This is a genomic window from Nonomuraea sp. NPDC049269, assembly GCF_043197155.1.
Taxonomy (GTDB): domain Bacteria; phylum Actinomycetota; class Actinomycetes; order Streptosporangiales; family Streptosporangiaceae; genus Nonomuraea.
Map to the genome: position 1 here is coordinate 520,088 of NZ_JBICSO010000011.1, position 17,505 is coordinate 537,592.

The following is a 17,505-nucleotide window of genomic DNA, read 5'->3' on the forward strand; positions in this document are numbered from 1 at the left end:
TCCGCCATCGGCGGTATACACGCGGGCGGCCATACCGCAGCCGGTTGACCGGGTCAGGGGAGAGGGCCGAGGCTGAGATGCTGGCCGTCGAGCTCGGATTCGATGGTGCCGGCTATGGCATTGGGCTGGATCAGCACGTTGTTCGCCGTGAGATGTCCGCTGTGCCGTCCGGATACCGCGAGGTCGGCGCTGTAGCGGGAGGGTGCCCCGTAGAGGCCCGGCTTTCCGTGGTGGCTCCGCTCGACGCCATTGAGCACGAATCCCGGCTCGTCGGAGTAGTTCGTGTAGGTCACCTCCAGCAGGGACTCGAACGGCGGCAGCGGCGAGGACCGGCGCGTGATGTCGATGCTCCCGGAGATCTTCCCGGCGTGGTGTGCCACGGGCCGGGGATCGGGCGGGACGTGGCCGGCCACCGGTGGCGCCCAGGACGGGGTGGGTGCCGGGCGGGCCGGTCCGCGCTGGGCGGGCGTGCGTTCCGGAAGGTGGGCGACGACGACCCTGGTCCGCGTGCCGCGCACCTGCTGCTGCCAGAACAGCACGGCCGCGCCGTCGGGCTTCCACCTGAAGTTGGGTTTGGCGTCCCAGCCTGCGGCGATTGCGCCGGGGGCGAGCGGCTGTCCGGTGTACGAGCCGCGGGTGTCATGCTCGTCGACGAGCCACGGTTCGGCGATCTCCGGGTTGCGGGCGGTGAACGCCGCGAACGGCAGCGCGGGGACGCCCTCTTCGATGAACGGCGGCCGGCGAATCTGCGAGAAGGTTTCGAGCAGCGCGGTTGTACGGGCGCTGCCGACGACCATCCATCGCCGTCCCTTGTGGGGGGTGGGTGAGAAGTCGACATCCTCATCCCAGTCCAACGCCGAGGTCAACCGGCTCTCGCGCCCTGAGCGCAGGTCGACCTCCACGACGTCTGGATTGCCCGCCTCGAACGCGTTGAGGAATCGCGCGAACGTCACGGCCTGCCCGTCGGGGGTGAAGCCCTTGAGTTCGCCGTCCGTCGCGACCACTCGGGCGTCCTCCACGTGGTAGGCGTCGCCGTGGCGAGCCAGCCTGCCGACGATGCCCACTCCGGTGGGCCGTCCCGACGCCGTGCGGCGGACCTGGCTGAGCGCCACATGCCGGCCGTCCGGCGCCAGCCGGAACTCCCGCTGATCCTGTTCGACGTTCGGATCCCCGGCGGCCGGGGGCACGATGGGCACGACGGTCGCCCGGCGGCAGTCGATCACCGATGGGGCGCATTCCACGACGCCGTCCCCCGCATGCGACTCGTGGTGACCGACGAGGGCCCCGGAATCGCCCCCAGCCTGCGCCCGCACCTCTTCGAGCGGTTCTCTCAGGGCGATCCGGTACGTCGTCAGGGCAGCGGGCTCGGCCTCTCCATCGCACGCGCGATCGCCGAGGCACACCAGGGAACCATCGAACTATCCCCTGGCACTGGCAGCGAGTTCGTCGTCACCCTCCCCGCCCGCCTTTCGCCGAATGCCGACTCAGCCTGAGCGGCTTTCATGGGGCGGCCATTTCCGCGGCGACCGGGTCGGCGCCGAGGCTCAGCAGCCAGTCCAGCGGCGCGTCCGGGGCGTAGCGCACCATGAGGCCGGTCAGCTCCCGCTTCCGTTCCTCGTCGAGGGAGGCTCCTCCGGCGGCCAGGCGAGCCACGGCCTCCCGGTACATCAGCAGGTACTTGCGCTGGTCGTCGAACAGACCGACCCCGCCCGCGGGCCCGTGCCCCGGATACAGCCGTGTCCCCGCCAGTTCGCCGGCGAGCCGGTCCAGCGCGGTCAGCCACGTCCCGGTGTGACCGTCGGACAGGTAGGAATGCGTCCCGGCGAAGGCCAGGTCGCCGATGAACGCGACGCGCTGCCCGCCGGCCTCGGCGACGATGTAGGAGTCGGCGTGGCTCTCGGCGGGGCCGGCGTCGGTCACCGTCAGCCGCACCCCGCCGATCTCCACCTTGCCACCGCTCTCCAGCAGTTCCTCGGGGACGCGGAACCGGTCCGGCCATTCCTCGCCGTACATCGGCTGCCACTGTTCCCGCTTCGCGACGGCGCTGTCCTGGATCACCTTCGCGACCGAGGCGGTGGCGTAGACGGGCACCTCATCGGGGACCACGTACGGCAGCCCGTTGAAATGGTCGGGATGGGGATGCGTCACGAACGCCGCCAGCAGGGGCTTGCGTAACGCGGCCAGCCGGGCGGCCAGTGCCCTGGCGTCCGACACCAGCAGGCTCGCATCCACCAGCACGACTCCTTCGGCCGTCTCGACCAGGTAGCTGTTGACGAAGATGCCCGTCTCGGCCGCGCTGTAGGTGTGCACACGAAAGTCGGTCATGGAGGTCCCTTCCGGTTACTGTTGATCCCGAACGTAGGCCGCGAGGCCACCGGCGGGACAGAAGGCACTTTCAGGTGCCCTTCTCGGTTGGGAGACGTGGATGGCGTTGATGATCCCTGACGTGTTCGAGGAATCGTGCGCCACCCGCCAGGCTCTGGAACGGCTCGCGGCGAAGTGGCGGATCCTGCTGATCTACGCCCTCCTCGACGGCCCCCAGCGCCACGCCCGGCTCCGCCACCGCCTGCCCGGCATCACGCAGAAGGTGCTGACCGAGACGTTGCGCGGGATGGAGGCCGACGGCCTGGTGAGCCGCCAGATCGTCAAGCAGAGCGCTCCCCAGCACGTGGAGTACGCACTGACCGAGCTGGGCGCCTCCCTGAAGGAGCCCTTGGCCGCCATCTGCGCCTGGGCACAGGAGCAGACCCAGGTCCGCGCCTGAGCGGTCGATCGTGTCAGCCGCGGAGCAGATCGAGGATGTGCGGCCAGGCGGCAGCTCCGAGCTCGGCGTCGGCGACAGCGTCACCGCCGTAAAGGAAGTGCGGCGATGCCGAAGCGGGCCCTTCCCCCGGAAGCCGCGGCCGATGGCCGGCTTCGGCCCTGCTGATCAGCCGAGCTGTACGACCGGCGCTACGGCGACGGCCGACAAGCCGCTCAGCGAACGGGAGGGACGGCCACATCGCATCGTCCCCGCCCGCCACCAGCAACACGTCGGCACGGGTCTCCTCGATGGGGATCTCGGCGGCGAGCAGCAGGTCGGCGAATGTCTGTTCACTCTTCTCGTACCAGCCGCGGACAGCGACCGGACCGTCCGCCGGTTCAGCGGCCGTCCAGTCATCGTCGTAGGGCACGAAGGGCAGCGGCTGCCCCTTCCAGGTCCAGGACGACCGGTAAGGGCGCTGCTTCCCGTCTCGCCCTGGGCCGACATTGCCCCACACCACCGAGGTGGGCGACATCGCCACGACGCCGTCGACACGCGGGTCATGAACGGAGGTGAGCAGGACGGCCTCCGCGCCCTTGGACGACCCCATCAGGCAAATGCGCCGTACTCCGGTGGATTCGAGCAGATCGACGGCGGACACGAACGTCTCCAGCGGAATCTCGCAGATGCCCGGTGACTGGCCAGGACCGCCGAACCAGCGAATCGACATCGCGGTCATCCCCTCCTGAGCGAGGATGCGGGCCCTGTCCCGTTCGATACGACCGCTCGACCCCGCCAGAACGAGAACGCCTGTGTGACCGATGGGTTCCGGACTGATCAAGACGCCTTCCCACGGCTCGGTCAGTTCCCGCTCATCCATGTTCACCCTCACCTGTCAGCACAGAAAGCCCGTATTTACCGTAGCTCGGCGCCATGTCATCATGCGCTCAGCGTCTGCCGATGGGAGCGTAGTGATTCGCGACCTATTGACCGTTCTGCGCTGTGCCCGGCTGGCGATCGCCCTTCCCGTCGCGCTCAAAGACGCCGTCGCCCGCGCACCCGGCGCCGTGCGTGACTTCGAGCGGGCCGTGGAACCGATCGTCCGCGACCTCCTCTCCGAGCCTGAGCGCGAGGCGATGATCGCCTCGCTGCGCGGCACCGCACTGTCCTTCAACGTCGGTATCCATGCCTACGCCAGGATGGCGGGGCAGCCTTGTGACGGCGAGCTGGTCATGCTCGCCGGATCGGTCGCCCGGCTCTACGACGACCTGATCGACAACGGCGGCGACCCGGAGATCGACTCCTGGGTGTCGTCCCTGTTCAAGGTCGGCGGGCATGCCGTACCACGTGATCATCACCGACGCCTGCTGGCCGCGCTCTACGCGGAGATCCACCGCCGTGCTCCCGGCGAACTCTGGCACACCGCCCTGCTCGAACTGCACGACTACCAGGTGCTCTCCCGTACGCAGCGCGATCCCGGCACCCCGCCGGCGCAGCTCGGCAAGATCACTCGGGGGAAGGGCGGGCTGGCGGGCGTCGTGCTGTTCGGCCTGGTGCATCCGGACATGAGCGTGGTGCAACGCGAGGCGGTGATGGAGGCGGGGGAGGCACTGCAGCTCCTGGACGACTACCTCGACCAGGACGCCGACCTGCGCGACGGCATCGGCACCCCGCTCAACCGGGGTGAGGTGAGCCTGGCCGAGGTGGGGGCCCGGCTGCGGGCGCTGCGGCCCCGCCTGGCCGCCTGCTACGGGGCAGCCGCCGCCCGGCCCTTCACCGCGACGCTCCTTCTGGTCCTGGTGGCTGACGTGCTCAAACACCACCAGAACAGACGGGCCACGAGAAAGCGAAACACCCCGCTCGGGCTGCTGCTCGCCGGCGGCACCCACGCCATCCCCCCGAAGAGAGCCTCATAGATGCGCAGGCTGCAGACGGCGCTGCTCGTCATCCTCCCGCTGGCGTTCGTCATCCTGGCAGTCGTACGGCTGGCAGTGGGCGGCTGGTCCAACGTCGAGGCGGTCATCGCCGCGGCCGCCCTCGTCGTGGCCTACATCGGCACCCTGCGCGGCACGCGGCCCTCGGACGACACCTCCGACCTGGCCGACCGGCTGGCCGACGAGGTCATGCAGGCGGCCAGGCGGGAGGCGGGCAACCGAGACGTCCCGCACAGCCGCGGCATCCCGATCCGCTGTCAGTCCGGTCACCCGCTCCCCGCAACGATCGAGGAGCTGGCCGACCACCTGCTCACCACGAAAGGGCGCGTGGTGGTGACAGGAGAGCGGGGCTCCGGCAAGACCACGCTCGGCCTGCTTCTCGCGTTGCGGCTGTCCTCGGTGCGGCATCGGCCGATCCCGGTCACGCTGCCGCTGTCGTCGTGGGAGCCGCAGCTGGCCCTGCGTGAGTGGGTGGCGCTGCGGCTGGCCGCCGAGTACCCGTTCCTGCGGGCCGCGCCTCTCGCGTTGGAACGGCTGATCAGGGGCGGCAGTTTGCTGGCGGTGTTCGACGGCTTCGACGAGGTGCCGCCGGCGCGCCGTGCCGAGGTGGTCAGGGCCATCGACGAGGACTGGTCCGGCTCGCCGTACGTGCTGACCAGCCGCGTCGAGGCGTTCACCGGCCCCGTGACCCGCAGGCTCGCCGGGACGCCGGTCGTGCGGCTGCTGCCGGTGGACGCCGCTGGGATCGCCGGATACCTGGAGTCGCGCTGGGGTGACGTACCCGAGGCCGCCACGCTGGTCGCCCGGCTGCGCGCGGAGCCGGACGGCCCGCTGGCCGAGGCGCTCGACACACCGTTGATGATCTTCCTGGCGGCGCGCATCTGCGAGAGCGGCCACCCCCCACGCATCGACGGCACCGCCACGCGGATCAGGCAGAGCCTGGTCGCCGGGTTCGTGCCGGCCGTCTACCGGCCGGAACCGGAGGCCGATCAGCGGTGGACCCCCGACGAGGCGGCCCGCTACCTCCGGTTCCTGGCAGATTTCCTGCGCCGCCGGGGGACCGGCGACCTGGCCTGGTGGGAACTCCACCATGCGGTGCCCCGCGCGGTGCTCCCCGCCTTCCAGACCGTGCTCGGGATGGCCATCTTCGGACCGCTCTGCGCCGCGGAGTTCGCGTTGTTCGGGTTGGGCCAGGTCGGCTGGTGGTTCGGCCTGGCGGTCGGGCTGGCCGGTGGTTTCGCGGTGTCGCTGGCCAGGCAGCACTACCCGCGTGAGGCGCGGCCGAAGCTGCGCAAGACGCTGACCCGGCGCTACCTGCTGCGCCGCCTCGGCCAGGGCCTGGTGTGCGTGGTGCCCGGCATGGTGATCGTCCTGGTGCTGTACGACGGGGTGACCTTCGCACTGACCGAGGGTGCGGTGTTCCTGCTCGGCTTCCTGGCCGCCTCCCTCGCCCTGGCCCCCGCCAACGCCGACAAGGCGGGCACGCCTGACGGCTTCCTGCGTAACGACCGGGCGGCCGTGCTGCTGGCCTTCACCGCGGGCGGCTTGGTCGGGCTCGCCGTCGGCGCCTACCTCGGCTGGTGGATGGAGAGCGGACTGCGGGTCAGGGACCACGTGCTGCTGCTCACTCTCGACCGGTGGCAACAGACGCTCATCGGCGCCGCCGGTGGCGTGGTGCTCGGGGCGGCCGGGTTCGGCGTCACGATGATGGCGCCGAGCGCGTGGGGGCGGTTCATCAATGTCCGGATATGGTACGCCTCGCGGCGGGCGCTGCCGCTGCGGCTGATGGCCTTCCTGCACGACGCCTACGAGCGCGGGGTGCTCCGCCGTACCGGACCCTACTACCAGTTCAGGCACGAACTCCTGCAGGATCAGGCCGCAGCCGAGCCGGCACCGCCGGAGTCAGCAGCACCCGCCCCACCAGCGACCAAGCTGTGACCCGGCCGCTCGCGCCGATGACGTAGCTCGCCTCGGGGAAGCGCACCCGGCCGCTGTCCGGCGCGAAGTGCGCGTACTGTATCTCCAGCTCCGCCCGCCCGCGACGAATCCGTTCGACCGCGACGCGCCCACTCGCCGCGGGCCGGTAGCCGAACTCCAGCACCACCTCCGCGTCAGGCGCGGCCCACGTCAGCGCCGCCATGTCACCCGGCCTGGTCAGGTCGCAGACCCGCCCGGCGACCGTACAGCGCAGGACGTCGAAGCCGTGCCCGCGCAGCACCCGCGTCTGCGCGGCCAGCCAGTCAGGCTCGAATCGCCGCTGGGCCCGCGCCAGCAGCCGTAGCGTCACGACCCGCGCCGCCACGTACGCCGCGGTCAGCCAGGTGGCGGCGGAGAAGGCCGGATGCGGCACGAAGATCGCCGCCAGCGCGAGCGCGGCGGTGACCAGCGCCCAGCCGAACGTCGCCGTGGCGGCGCGCTCCGGCGACGTCCCGCCCAGAACACGGCGGATCGTCACGGGCACCCCGGGCAGCGGCACAGGCGGGACCGGCAGGTCGGGGCGGGAGTATTCGGGCCCGTAGGTGACCGGCATCCTGCCAGTATCACCCGAGACGCCGCCTGGTGTTACTGACCTGCCGGTCCATCCTCCGATATGGACCCACGATCATCGGAGACCGCAGAGCGGAGTGGTAGGGCGCCCGGGAACCTGCGGATTGAAAGTCGCAGTGCTAAATGCCGCCCACTATTGAATCGTGTCTCACCGTACTTGAAATGTCCAAGAATGCCGCCCGGCATTATGCCGTATCAGGTGCCGATGCGCATCCAAACAGCAACTATGGGGCTTGGCCGTTCGTACCTCGCCTGGCTTCGCGCCGATACCGGTTTGAGTTGAGTGAAGACCGTGAGTGCTGTTACCTTCACACGGTGGACGACAGGCGTGCACGTGCGGAGACGATCGAAGGCTTTGCGGCGACTCTGCGGGAATTGCGTAACGTAGTCGGTAACCCACCTTTCCGTGAGATGTCCGGCCGTTCAGGGGCGATTTCTCACACAACGTTGCACGAAGCCACAAAGGGTAACCGGCTCCCGAGTTGGGAGACCACCGTCGAGTTCGTTAAGGCGTGTAACGCGGACCCGGCCGCCTACCGCGAACTCTGGGAGAGAGCGAACCTGACGGTCAGATCGGCGAGCGTCGGGGACACTTCGGCGGACCGTCTGTCCGGTGGGCTCGCGGCCTCCGCCACAGGCGGCGCCGTGGAACTTCGTACCGTGCACCTCGCCGTCGGGTCGCAAGCGCCCCGGTCGGCCGGCGAGATCTCGGCATCCGTGCCTACGTCGTCGCCCGACGAGATCGCGGGCGACATTCAGCATCTGCTCCCTGCGCGAGGGAGCAAAGGGAGATCACGGCCGACCCGCCCGGCCGTGTTCGCGGCAGCGGCCGTCACCGTGGGGGCCGTGGTCCTCATCGTGGCCGCCGTCAATCGCGACTCCACGCCCGACGGACACACCCTGAACCCGACCGGCAGCCCATCGATTGCCGCGGTGGCCCCAGTCGGTTGCCCGGTGCGTTCGACCAACCCGCCTTGGGCGCAGCCGTTGCACGAGGGCGATGCGGCCGTGTTCATCGCGGACCTCACGCTCCCCGACTGCACGCGCGTCGGCGCCGGCAAGACCATGACCAAGGTATGGCGGCTGAAGAACACCGGAACCGTGCCGTGGAAGGGATATTCGCTGCGGCGTCTAGACGTCACGCAGCGTGCCGATCAATGCCAGACCATTACCGACGTGCCGATCAAGGACACGCAACCCGGCGAGATGGTCGACATTCGGACGGACATCACCACGCCGAGGAAGCCGGGCCTGTGCTACGTGCGATTCAAGATGGTGGACGCTTCGGGAACGGTCGTGTTCCCCGGAAGCCGGCCGATCAACTTCCAGATCATCGTCGAGGAACTCTAATTCCCCGCCGCGCATGACACGGCGGGGAACCAGAGTTAGGGGGTTCAGGAGCCGATAACGATCCCCGTGTAGTAGTTCTTGAGGATCCTGGAGTAACTCCAGCCCGCATTGGCCTTGTCGCGAGAGCCGTACTGCGACATCCAGTCCCCGTCGACCCAATTGCCGCACGCCGTCGTCGTGGAGCAGTATTGGGCCCGGAAGATCTTCCCATTGCGAGTCAGCCGGGTGCCCCATGTCGCGTCCACCGCGGCGCTCGTCACCGCCTTCGCGGAGCCGGGCTTGTACACCTGGCTCGAGGTGTGGTCATAGACGTCGAAGCACTGGCCGCTCGGCGTCTTGCTGGCGGAGTGCAGCGCCCAGTACCAGCCGAAGTTCTTCACGGCCATCGCCCCGGCCTTGAGGGACTCGCTCGGCCAGGTCGTCACCCACTCGTTGGGCAGGACGTTCTTGACGTAGGTCTTGAAGTCCACCCGCTCCACGCGATTGAGAGACTCGCGGTACACGAGGATCGTCGTGGGCAGCTTGCTGTCCGTGCCGTCGGTCTTGCATTGGGTCGGCGGCAAGGAACTACCCAGGAACTCGTGCGAGGCGTTCTGGTTCTTGAGGGTGGGGTTCAGGTTGGCTTTGGCACCTGGAGCGAAGTCCTGGTACGTGCCGGTGAGGCCGGTGTTGAAGTAGACGCGGACCTTCTTGCTGCTGCGGTTCCAGGCGGAGGCGGCGGCGTTCTTGAGGCACTTGCCCTTGCCCTCGCCGGGGCCCTTGAAGTCGTAGCAGCTGGGCTGCGTAGTGGAGTAGTCGGGGATTGATCCGGTGAAGTCGGAGACCGACCCTTTGTTGTTGCTGTTGAAGTAGTAGCAGAACTCGCCGGTGTCGCAGACGCCGTCGCGGCTGGCCGCCGAGGCGGGCGTCGCTGTGGCCAGCATGGTTCCGCCGAGCGCCATCGTCGCGGTGAACCCCGAGATCAGCCGTACAGTTCGTGAAGGCACAGGTGTCTTCCTTTTGTCAGCGGTCAGGGTTCGTTATCGGACGTTGTAGCCCTGGGAGTTCCAGAACGAGGTCGGGTTCGGGTTCTGCAGGTTCGGGTCGCCGACGCTCTTGGCCGCGAGCGTGACCCGTCCGGGGCGCATCTCGACGTGGGTGTGCGCGGATGCCTTGGTCGACACCCCATGCCACGACTCGGTGGCGATGACCTGGCCGCGGGTGACCTGCTGGCCCACGCGCAAGGAGGACAGCGGAGCGGAGTGCAGGTAGATCACCGTCTTGTTCACCGAGGAGATGTAGATGGCGATCGTGGAAAGTCCCGCCCTGCCGGTGGCGCCACGTGCGACGTTGATGATCTGGCCCGTCACCAGGGAGCGAACATTCGAGCCCACGGCGCGGGCGATGTCGATGCCTTCGTGCCGGCCGGAGGTGGAGGTGTAACCGTCGAAGCCGCAGGAGATGCCGCCGCCGCTGGTCCCGTACAGCGAGAACGACATGTTGGTGCGCGTCGATGATGACGGGCTGAACTGATGCGAGGCGTTCTGGTTCTTGAGGCTGGCGTTCAGGTTGCCTTTGGCGCCTGCGGCGAAGTCCTGGTAGGTGCCGGCGTAGCCGGTGTTGAAGTAGACGCGGACGGGCTTGCTACTGCGGTTCCAGACGGAGGCGGCGGCGTTCTTGATGCATTTGCCCTTGCCCTCGCCGGCTCCCTTGAAGTCGTAGCAGGTGGGCTGCGTGGTGTCGTAGTCGTCGATCGATCCGGTGAAGTCGGAGACCGATCCCTGGTTGTCGCTGTTGAAGTAGTAGCAGAACTCGCCTGTATCGCAGACGCCGTCGCGGCTTGCCGCCGAGGCGGGCGCCGAGGTGGCGAGTACGGTCCCGCCGAGCGCCATCGCGGCGGTCGTCGCGGCGAGGATCCTGGTGAGCGTGGTCATGTTGTTCTCCTTCTGTCTGCGGAATGTCTGCGAGCCTGTGTTTCGGATGGTCAACGGGGGTGGAGTCAGCGGCGCTGGTACTCCTCCCAGGTGCGGATGGTCACCTTCGGGCCGTCGTCGGGGCCACGGCCGGCGAGCCCGTTCAGACCGAGGTAGTAGTCACCGATCTGGTGCTGGGCCTGGCCGGAGAGGGCGGTGTCGCTGATGGCGGTGGCGTGGATGTGCCACGGCCAGTCGTCCTGCTGGGGGTTACGCACCCAGGCCGCGAAGCCGACAAGGCGCAACGCGCGGACGACCGAGGTCCGGGTGGCGGAACTCATCCCCTCGACCGAGATGTCGACGACGCCGCCGCCGTCGTGGGTGCCGGCGGACGTGGGGTCGCCGCCGGGGTTGTACGACCCCTGATCCAGCTTGAGGTTGCGGCCGAGCAGCCGCTTCGCCTCGGCCAGCATGCTTCGCGTACGGGTGTTGATGGTGAACCCGCCGGTGGACACCCGGGCGCCCGAGTCGATGGCGTTGGTGACCTTGAAGCGGCCGGTTCCGAGCTTGGCGAGCGACGTCTTGCCCGGCAGGCCGTTGGCGTCGAGACCGGTGAGGCCGAGAGACTTCTGATACTTGGCGAAGGCGGTGACCGTCGTGGAACCGAAGTAGCCGTCAACCCACTTCGCGTCGAGGAGCTGCCGGTCACGCAGCGCCTGCTCAACGAGGAGCACGCTGGCCTTGGCACCCGGGGTCAGCGTGCTGTCGGGCCGTCGCGGGTCGATCTGCGCCGCCTTGACGGTGGCTTCCATGTTCACGCTCGGAAGCGCCCCAGCGTCGGCCGCTTGTGCCGCCGACGCCCCGTACGCTCCAATGAGCGAAGCGAACAGGACGGCCGGCACGAGGGCAGCGGCGTATGACGGCAACTTCATAGTTACTCCTGGTGCGGGGGCTGGGGCGATTCCGGTGCGGCGGAAGCCAACTTTTCGGATTGCTCACATGTCCGCAAGAAGATCGGTGTTGTCAGCCTGTCCGACAGGCGCCCTCGTACAGGCGTACGCGCATGTCACAGGTGATCCGATGGCGGGTGAGCTGCGACCCCACGACCAACACGGAGGTCGCGTTCAGCTGATACCTGTGGGGCGTGGCCGGTTGTCCAAGGACGCCGAAAGACCTGCCCTAGCCGCCGAGCCGGATGATCCCCCGCGTGGCCGCCACGGTCACGGCGGCGGTGCGGTCGTCGACGTCGAGCTTGGCGAAGATGTGCAGCAGGTGGGTCTTGACCGTGGCCTCGCTGATGCACAGGTGGGCGGCGATGGCCTTGTTGCTCATCCCCTGGGCGACCGCGCCCAGGACCTCGATCTCCCGGCCGCTGAGCGCGCCGGGCGCGTCGGTGCGCGCCCATGACAACACCCGGGTCGCGATCGCCGGCGACAGGGCGCTCTCCCCTCGGGCCGCCGCCCTGATGGCGTCGAACAGCTGCTCACGGCGGGTGTCCTTGAGCAGGTAGCCGATCGCTCCGGCATCGATGGCACGGGAGATGTCGCTGTCGGTGTCATAGGTGGTCAGGACGATCACCCTGGCGCCGGGGTCGTGCTCGCGGATCCGGCTGATCGCCGCCGCGCCGTCGAGCTCGGGCATCTGCAGGTCCATCAGCGTGACATCCGGCCGCAGATCACGCGCCAGCCGTACCGCGTCCGAGCCTGAGACCGCCTCGCCGACCACCTCCAGATCGTCCTGGGTGCCGAGCATCGCCCGGATGCCGTCACGGACCACCGGGTGGTCGTCGGCGATCAGGACCCGGATCGCCGCCCGCGCGGTCATCGCGCCACCGCCGGGAGGCTGGCCACGACCGTGGTGCCCTCCCCAGAGGTGCTTTCCACGAGGAGCGTCCCGCCGAGTTGCTCCATCCGCTCAAGCATGATCAGCAGTCCGTGGCCGGCGGCGGCCCGCTCGGGATCGAAGCCGTCGCCGTCGTCGTGGACGTCCAGCACGACCAGGTCCTCCATGTACGACAGGGTAAGGGTGACATGTTCGGCATGGGCGTGGCGGCGGGCGTTGGCGAGCGCCTCCTGCGCCACCCGCAGCAGTTCCACCTGGAGGTGCGTGTCCAGGGGCCGCAGCGCCCCGGTGATCACGGTGTGCGCGTCGATGCCGGTCTCGTCGGACAGCCGGCCCGACAGCCGCCGCAGCGCCTCCGGCAGGCCGCCGTCGTCGAGCTCGCCGGGCCGCAGCGCCCGCACCACGCGGCGGCTTTCCGCGAGGTTCTCCCTGGCCGCCCGTAACGCCTGGGTCAGGTGCCGGTCGTCCGGCAACCGCTCCTGCGCCGCCTCCAGCAGCATCACCACGCTGGCGAACCCCTGGGTCAGGCTGTCGTGGATGTCGCGAGCCAGCCGCTGCCGCTCGGCGGACACGCCCGCCTGCCGTTCGGCCGCCGCCCGCGCCTCCTGGGCGGCCTGCAACTGGTCGATCAGCTCCTTGCGCTCGGCGCTCTGCCGGGCCACCGAATAGAAGTACCCGACCGCGGCGGTCGCGCTGATCGCGATCAGCCCGGTGATGGCGATCTCGGTCCAGGTGATCGACCCGCCTTCGTGGTAGCTGTGCCACAACCACCCTCCGGCGCACGACAGCACCGCGACCAGCCCGACGCGCAGGGCGTCCATGCAGTACGGCACGAGCACGCTGAAGCAGACCACCAGGAAGGACGAGTCGATCGCGAACAGCCCCAGCCAGAGCAACCCGCCGCCGACCACATAGGGCAGGGGCACCTCACCCGCGGGAGGCGTACGCAGCACGAACCACACCGCGTACCAGGCGGCCAACCCGGCCACGAGCGCCACCGGCAGGACCTGACGCACCTCCATCAGCGGCCCGGCCGAGGTCAGCACCAGCCACGAGGCGAAGAAGGCGTGCTGCCACCGACGCCGGGACCGCTCCCAGGACTCCACAGCACCGACGATAATCAGCCACCCGTCTGTCCGGCATCAACCAGTCGACTGACCCGGCGATCGGTGTCCCGTTCGATGTGCGCGCAGCCACACCGGAGCCAGACTCGACGGCGTGACAGCCATCCCCAGCCCGTCCCAAGCCGTCTGGTACCTCGGCCCGCTGCCCATCCGCGCCTACTCCCTGCTCATGGTGCTCGCCGTCGCCGTCGGCATCTGGGTCACCCAGCGCCGCTGGACCGCCCGCGGCGGCGAACGTGGCACGATCGGGGACATCGCCGCCTGGGCCGTGCCGTTCGGCATGATCGGTGCGCGGATCTACCACGTGGCCACCGACTGGCAGCAGTACTTCGGCCCCGGCAAGAACCCCCTGCGCGCCTTCGCGATCTGGGAGGGCGGGATCAGCATCTGGGGCGCCGTGGCCGGCGGCGCGCTGGGCGCGTGGCTGGCCTGCCGCCGGCGCGGCATTCCGCTGCGCGACTTCGCCGACGCCGTCGCGCCCGGGATCGCCCTCGGGCAGGCGATCGCCCGCTGGGGCAACTGGTTCAACCAGGAGTTGTACGGCGGGCCGACCACCCTGCCCTGGGCGCTGGAGATCGACCCCGCCCACCGACCGCCGGGCCTGGAATCCACGGCCACCTACCACCCGGCCTTCCTTTACGAGTCGCTGTGGGACCTGGGTGTGGCCGGCCTCGTCCTCTGGGCCGAGCGGCGCTTCCGGCTGGACCGTGGCCGAACATTCGCCCTGTACGCCGCGGCCTACACCACCGGCCGCGCCTGGATCGAATGGCTGCGCATAGACCCCGCCCCGCACATCCTCGGGCTGCGCTTCAACGTCTGGACCGCGCTGCTGGCCTTCGGGGCGGCGATCACCTACCTGACCGCCACCCGCCAGAAGCAGCCCACTGGCCCCTGACCACCCCCACCAGCCCAGCCGATCCGCACTTCATCCGAGTGGATCACCACCAAAGTCACCAAGACCGGCATCCAAAGTGTCTGGCGGAAGTAACCGGGGTTGCCACGTTCCGGCCGTTCGCCAGCAGAAACGGGCTCCCGCCACCCGGCACGCTGGCCCTATGAACGCACCCGACAGGCCAAAGGGCGGCCGCCGCGCCGCGCTGACGCTGGCGGTGATCACGCCGGTCATCGCCGAGCTCTTGCTGGGCAACCCGCCGCTCAGCAAGATCTGGCTGATGCTCCTCTGGATCCCGATCTACGGCGCGGGCACCGTGCTGATCCGTGAGCTGGTACGGCGGCGCGGCGGGGGCTGGCCGCCGATCCTGCTGCTCGGGCTGGCGTACGGCATCGTCGAGGAGGGACTGGTGCTGCAGGCGCTCAGCAGCCCCACCATGTACGGGGTGGCCGGATGGGCGCCCAGATTCCTCGGGCTGAACAGCGCCTACACCGAGCTCAACCTGCCCTACCACGCCGTGTTCAGCGTGGCGCTGCCGATCCTGCTGGCCGACCTGATCTTCCCCAGCCTGCGCGACCGGCCGTACCTGAAGCGGACCGGACTCGTGGTGGCCGGGGTGGTGTTCGTGCTGGGCGGACTCCTGCTGCGGGTAACCGTGGCAACCTCCATCGACCCCGGCTACCAGGCACCGGTCGCGGTCCTGGCGGGGTGTGTGGTCGCCGTGGCGCTGCTCGCGTTCGTGGCCCTGCGCGTACTCCACAAGGCGTCCGCCGCCTCCCCCTCGACGGTGCGAGGTGCGCGGGTCGGGGCTTGGGTGGCGGGGGGCTTCGGGGTGTTGGCGGGATTCGGGTATCTGGCGCTGCTGTACCCGTTCGGCGGGGCCAGTCAGCCCGCCTTCACCCACGGCGCCTGGGTGGCCGTGCCGATGCTGGGCGCGGCGGCCCTCGCCGTGCTGACCGGTTGGCTGGTACGCCGGTGGACGGCGAGCGGCGAGTGGACGGACCGGCACAGCCTCTGCCTGGCCGGCGGGGCGCTGGTGGGACACACCGCGTTCGGGGTGGTGTCCAACGCCGTCACCCTTGCCGACAAGCTGGAACTGTCCGCCCTGGGGCTGCTCACAGTGGTCCTGCTGGCGCTGCTGGGCCGCCGTTTGAAGCCCACCGGCCGTCGTAAAGGACCGAGAACATTTCGCGCCGGAATGATGTAGAGAACGTCGCCCCGGTTCCGACCCACCTTCGCGAGCAAAGAGAGCGGGAGCGAAACATGCGTAAGATCATCTACTGGGTGCACACCTCGATCGACGGCCACATCGACGGCCCGAACGGCGAGTTCGACTGGCCCCTGATGGGCGAGGAACTGTCGTCGTACTCCGAGACGCTGAGCGACCGTTGTGACACCTTCCTGTACGGGCGCGGCGTCTGGGAGGGCATGGCGGCCTTCTGGCCGAACGCCGAGTCGATGTCGGACCACCCACACGTCCTGAAGTTCGCACCTCTCTGGCGCGACACACCCAAGATCGTCTTCTCCAGGACGCTGAAGGAGACCGACTGGGCCACCCGGGTCATCGGCGACGACCTCGCCGAGCGGGTTACCGAGCTCAAGCGGCAGGACGGCAAGGACCTGCTGCTCACCGGCGGCTCCAGCCTGGCCGCCGCGCTCACCGACCACGGCCTGATCGACGAGTACCACATCGCGGTCCACCCGGTCGTGCTGAGCGGCGGCCGCGCACTGTTCGTCCCGCGCGACGAGCGCCTGGGCCTGAGGCTGGCCGAATCGCGTACCTACGATTCGCAAGTGGTCGTGATGCGGTACGACCGCGTCTAGCGGGAGCGTGGCAGGGCTGCTGGTAGGTGATGGACCAGCGGCGTAACCGGGCCCGATATGCCCCGGCCTTCGCCGCCGCGATGACCGCAGCGGCGGTTTGTTCGACGGAAGAGGCCGCGAAGGACCTCTACCGCGCGGGTTGTGTACCCCTGCGGCGAGCAGGCCCGCCGGGTCGCGCCGGCGCCGATCTCGCCACGAGCGCGAGCGGCGACGGGCGTGGATCGCCGACCGACGCCCCATCCCGAATATCCACAAAGGAAACGATCAAAGGAACATCGTGACCGAACCCACGATCCGCAGGTACACCGGCCTGTTCGGCATCATCGCCAGCCTCTTCATCGTCGTGCAGGTGCCGCTGTACTTCATCTACGAGACCCCACCGGACTGGGACATCCTGACCCGCAGTCTCATCGGCATCACCGGCTGCACCTTCTACATTGTCTACTTCATCGGACTTCGTCAGCTCATCCGCCACGTCAACCCGGCCTACGACTGGATCGCCGGCATCGTCCAGACGGCGGGTGTGCTCTGGGTGGCCATGGTGTTCGTCCCTCAGTCCATGGAGGTGGGCGCGGCGATCTCGGTGGACCACGACCTTGACACGACAGCGCAGGGGCCTTTCGCCGCGGCGCAGTACCTCATGCAGGGCGCCGTCTCCCGACTCCTCATGGGCCTGTTCCTGATCGCCCTGGGAATCGCCGTGTCGAGGCTCGGCCTGCTCCCGCGCTGGGTGGGCCGCTCCGCGTACGTCCTCGCCGCGATCAACCTCGCCTTCCTGCCGACCCTGTACTTCGGCGACAACCCCGCCGACTTCTACAGCGCACAGGGCTGGGGGACCACCGCCAGCATGGGCGCCCTCTGGAGTCTGTGGACCCTCGCGGTCAGCATCAGCACATTGCGCAGCGCCCGCCACACCGCGGCCACGAGCGTCGTGACTCCGGCCGCCGCCGCGGCCACGACACGGTAGTCGGAGGACATCACAAGGCCGAGGACGGCAGGAACACAACAGCCTGCCCTTCTCAACCGGACGCCGGTCAAGGAGAGCATGTGGTCATCGGCGACGCCGATGACCTTGCGGTTCCCCGGTGAGGAACTCCAGGCCGATGACCGCCGCCTCGACGGGGCGACACCGCGGAGGCGTGTCGCACCGTGGCTCACGATCAGATGACCGTGACTACAGAATGCCGCTCTCTGTTATGTCGTATCGCATGCCGATGCGCACCTGCCGAGCATTCACCCCTGGTGTCAACGAGTACTACGCACCACCGATAGCCGCATAGAGTCACACCGCAAGGTCCGCTGTCCGGAACGATCTTGGCCCCTCAGTCGCCTTGGCGGCTCCCCGCCCGTACATGTC

General features: G+C 69.0%; 18 protein-coding genes. 9 read left to right on the forward strand and 9 right to left on the reverse strand.

The features are described from left to right. Nucleotides 1-53: 53 nt before the first annotated feature. A complete protein-coding gene (locus tag ACGFNP_RS51855; RefSeq protein WP_393331019.1) occupies nucleotides 54-1,241 on the reverse strand; it encodes a hypothetical protein in 1,188 nt (395 codons plus the stop codon). A gap of 15 nt (nucleotides 1,242-1,256) precedes the next feature. Here ACGFNP_RS51855 and ACGFNP_RS51860 point away from each other — a divergent pair, with 15 nt between their 5' ends. Further along, nucleotides 1,257-1,493, forward strand: a complete 237-nt coding sequence (locus ACGFNP_RS51860) for a sensor histidine kinase (protein WP_358319512.1) — start codon at nucleotides 1,257-1,259, stop codon at nucleotides 1,491-1,493. 7 nt (nucleotides 1,494-1,500) lie between these two features. Here the strand turns inward: ACGFNP_RS51860 and ACGFNP_RS51865 are convergent, their stop codons facing one another. Next, nucleotides 1,501-2,325, reverse strand: coding sequence for an MBL fold metallo-hydrolase (locus tag ACGFNP_RS51865; RefSeq protein ID WP_393331023.1), 825 nt, complete (start codon nucleotides 2,323-2,325; stop codon nucleotides 1,501-1,503). A gap of 100 nt (nucleotides 2,326-2,425) precedes the next feature. On the opposite strand from ACGFNP_RS51865, the gene ACGFNP_RS51870 reads away from it, so the two are divergent. Next, nucleotides 2,426-2,764: a helix-turn-helix domain-containing protein gene (locus ACGFNP_RS51870; protein ID WP_358319506.1), complete on the forward strand. Its 339-nt coding sequence runs from the start codon at nucleotides 2,426-2,428 to the stop codon at nucleotides 2,762-2,764. 13 nt (nucleotides 2,765-2,777) lie between these two features. Here the strand turns inward: ACGFNP_RS51870 and ACGFNP_RS51875 are convergent, their stop codons facing one another. After that, on the reverse strand, nucleotides 2,778-3,623 hold the full coding sequence (locus ACGFNP_RS51875) for an acyl-CoA thioester hydrolase/BAAT C-terminal domain-containing protein (protein ID WP_393331026.1): 846 nt from the start codon (nucleotides 3,621-3,623) through the stop codon (nucleotides 2,778-2,780). A gap of 91 nt (nucleotides 3,624-3,714) precedes the next feature. Between ACGFNP_RS51875 and ACGFNP_RS51880 the strand changes: the two genes are divergently transcribed. Both ACGFNP_RS51880 and ACGFNP_RS51885 read left to right on the forward strand, forming a co-directional pair. Then, nucleotides 3,715-4,659, forward strand: coding sequence for a class 1 isoprenoid biosynthesis enzyme (locus tag ACGFNP_RS51880; RefSeq protein ID WP_393331029.1), 945 nt, complete (start codon nucleotides 3,715-3,717; stop codon nucleotides 4,657-4,659). Further along, complete coding sequence (locus ACGFNP_RS51885; RefSeq protein ID WP_393331031.1) at nucleotides 4,660-6,615, forward strand: NACHT domain-containing protein; 1,956 nt, start codon at nucleotides 4,660-4,662, stop codon at nucleotides 6,613-6,615. It begins immediately after the preceding gene. Here ACGFNP_RS51885 and ACGFNP_RS51890 read toward each other — a convergent pair. After that, complete coding sequence (locus tag ACGFNP_RS51890) at nucleotides 6,527-7,207, reverse strand: hypothetical protein (RefSeq protein WP_393331034.1); 681 nt, start codon at nucleotides 7,205-7,207, stop codon at nucleotides 6,527-6,529. The two genes, ACGFNP_RS51885 and ACGFNP_RS51890, sit on opposite strands and share 89 nt — an antisense overlap. Nucleotides 7,208-7,869: 662 nt before the next feature. On the opposite strand from ACGFNP_RS51890, the gene ACGFNP_RS51895 reads away from it, so the two are divergent. Further along, nucleotides 7,870-8,574: an NBR1-Ig-like domain-containing protein gene (locus ACGFNP_RS51895; RefSeq protein WP_393331037.1), complete on the forward strand. Its 705-nt coding sequence runs from the start codon at nucleotides 7,870-7,872 to the stop codon at nucleotides 8,572-8,574. Nucleotides 8,575-8,618: 44 nt separating this feature from the next. Here the strand turns inward: ACGFNP_RS51895 and ACGFNP_RS51900 are convergent, their stop codons facing one another. From ACGFNP_RS51900 to ACGFNP_RS51920, 5 genes are all read right to left on the reverse strand, one after another. Next, nucleotides 8,619-9,560, reverse strand: a complete 942-nt coding sequence (locus tag ACGFNP_RS51900; protein WP_358319488.1) for a SpoIID/LytB domain-containing protein — start codon at nucleotides 9,558-9,560, stop codon at nucleotides 8,619-8,621. Nucleotides 9,561-9,593: 33 nt separating this feature from the next. Next, nucleotides 9,594-10,487, reverse strand: coding sequence for a peptidase inhibitor family I36 protein (locus ACGFNP_RS51905; RefSeq protein ID WP_358319485.1), 894 nt, complete (start codon nucleotides 10,485-10,487; stop codon nucleotides 9,594-9,596). A gap of 65 nt (nucleotides 10,488-10,552) precedes the next feature. Next, on the reverse strand, nucleotides 10,553-11,398 hold the full coding sequence (locus ACGFNP_RS51910) for a peptidoglycan-binding protein (protein ID WP_393331041.1): 846 nt from the start codon (nucleotides 11,396-11,398) through the stop codon (nucleotides 10,553-10,555). Between the two features lie 247 nt (nucleotides 11,399-11,645). After that, nucleotides 11,646-12,290 carry a response regulator transcription factor gene (locus tag ACGFNP_RS51915; protein WP_358319481.1) on the reverse strand — a complete coding sequence of 215 codons (645 nt, stop codon included), beginning with the start codon at nucleotides 12,288-12,290 and terminating at the stop codon, nucleotides 11,646-11,648. Continuing rightward, on the reverse strand, nucleotides 12,287-13,414 hold the full coding sequence (locus ACGFNP_RS51920; protein ID WP_358319479.1) for a sensor histidine kinase: 1,128 nt from the start codon (nucleotides 13,412-13,414) through the stop codon (nucleotides 12,287-12,289). Before ACGFNP_RS51920 ends, ACGFNP_RS51915 begins: the two co-directional genes overlap by 4 nt. 112 nt (nucleotides 13,415-13,526) lie before the next feature. On the opposite strand from ACGFNP_RS51920, the gene lgt reads away from it, so the two are divergent. From lgt to ACGFNP_RS51940, 4 genes are all read left to right on the forward strand, one after another. Further along, nucleotides 13,527-14,327, forward strand: coding sequence for a prolipoprotein diacylglyceryl transferase (lgt, locus tag ACGFNP_RS51925; RefSeq protein ID WP_393331043.1), 801 nt, complete (start codon nucleotides 13,527-13,529; stop codon nucleotides 14,325-14,327). A 160-nt stretch (nucleotides 14,328-14,487) separates the two neighbouring features. Further along, complete coding sequence (locus ACGFNP_RS51930; protein ID WP_393331046.1) at nucleotides 14,488-15,531, forward strand: hypothetical protein; 1,044 nt, start codon at nucleotides 14,488-14,490, stop codon at nucleotides 15,529-15,531. A 56-nt stretch (nucleotides 15,532-15,587) separates the two neighbouring features. Beyond that, entirely contained in the window at nucleotides 15,588-16,148 is a 561-nt protein-coding gene (locus ACGFNP_RS51935) for a dihydrofolate reductase family protein (protein WP_393331049.1), read from the forward strand. Nucleotides 16,149-16,425: 277 nt separating this feature from the next. After that, entirely contained in the window at nucleotides 16,426-17,115 is a 690-nt protein-coding gene (locus tag ACGFNP_RS51940) for a hypothetical protein (RefSeq protein WP_393331052.1), read from the forward strand. The last annotated feature ends 390 nt before the right edge of the window (nucleotides 17,116-17,505 follow it).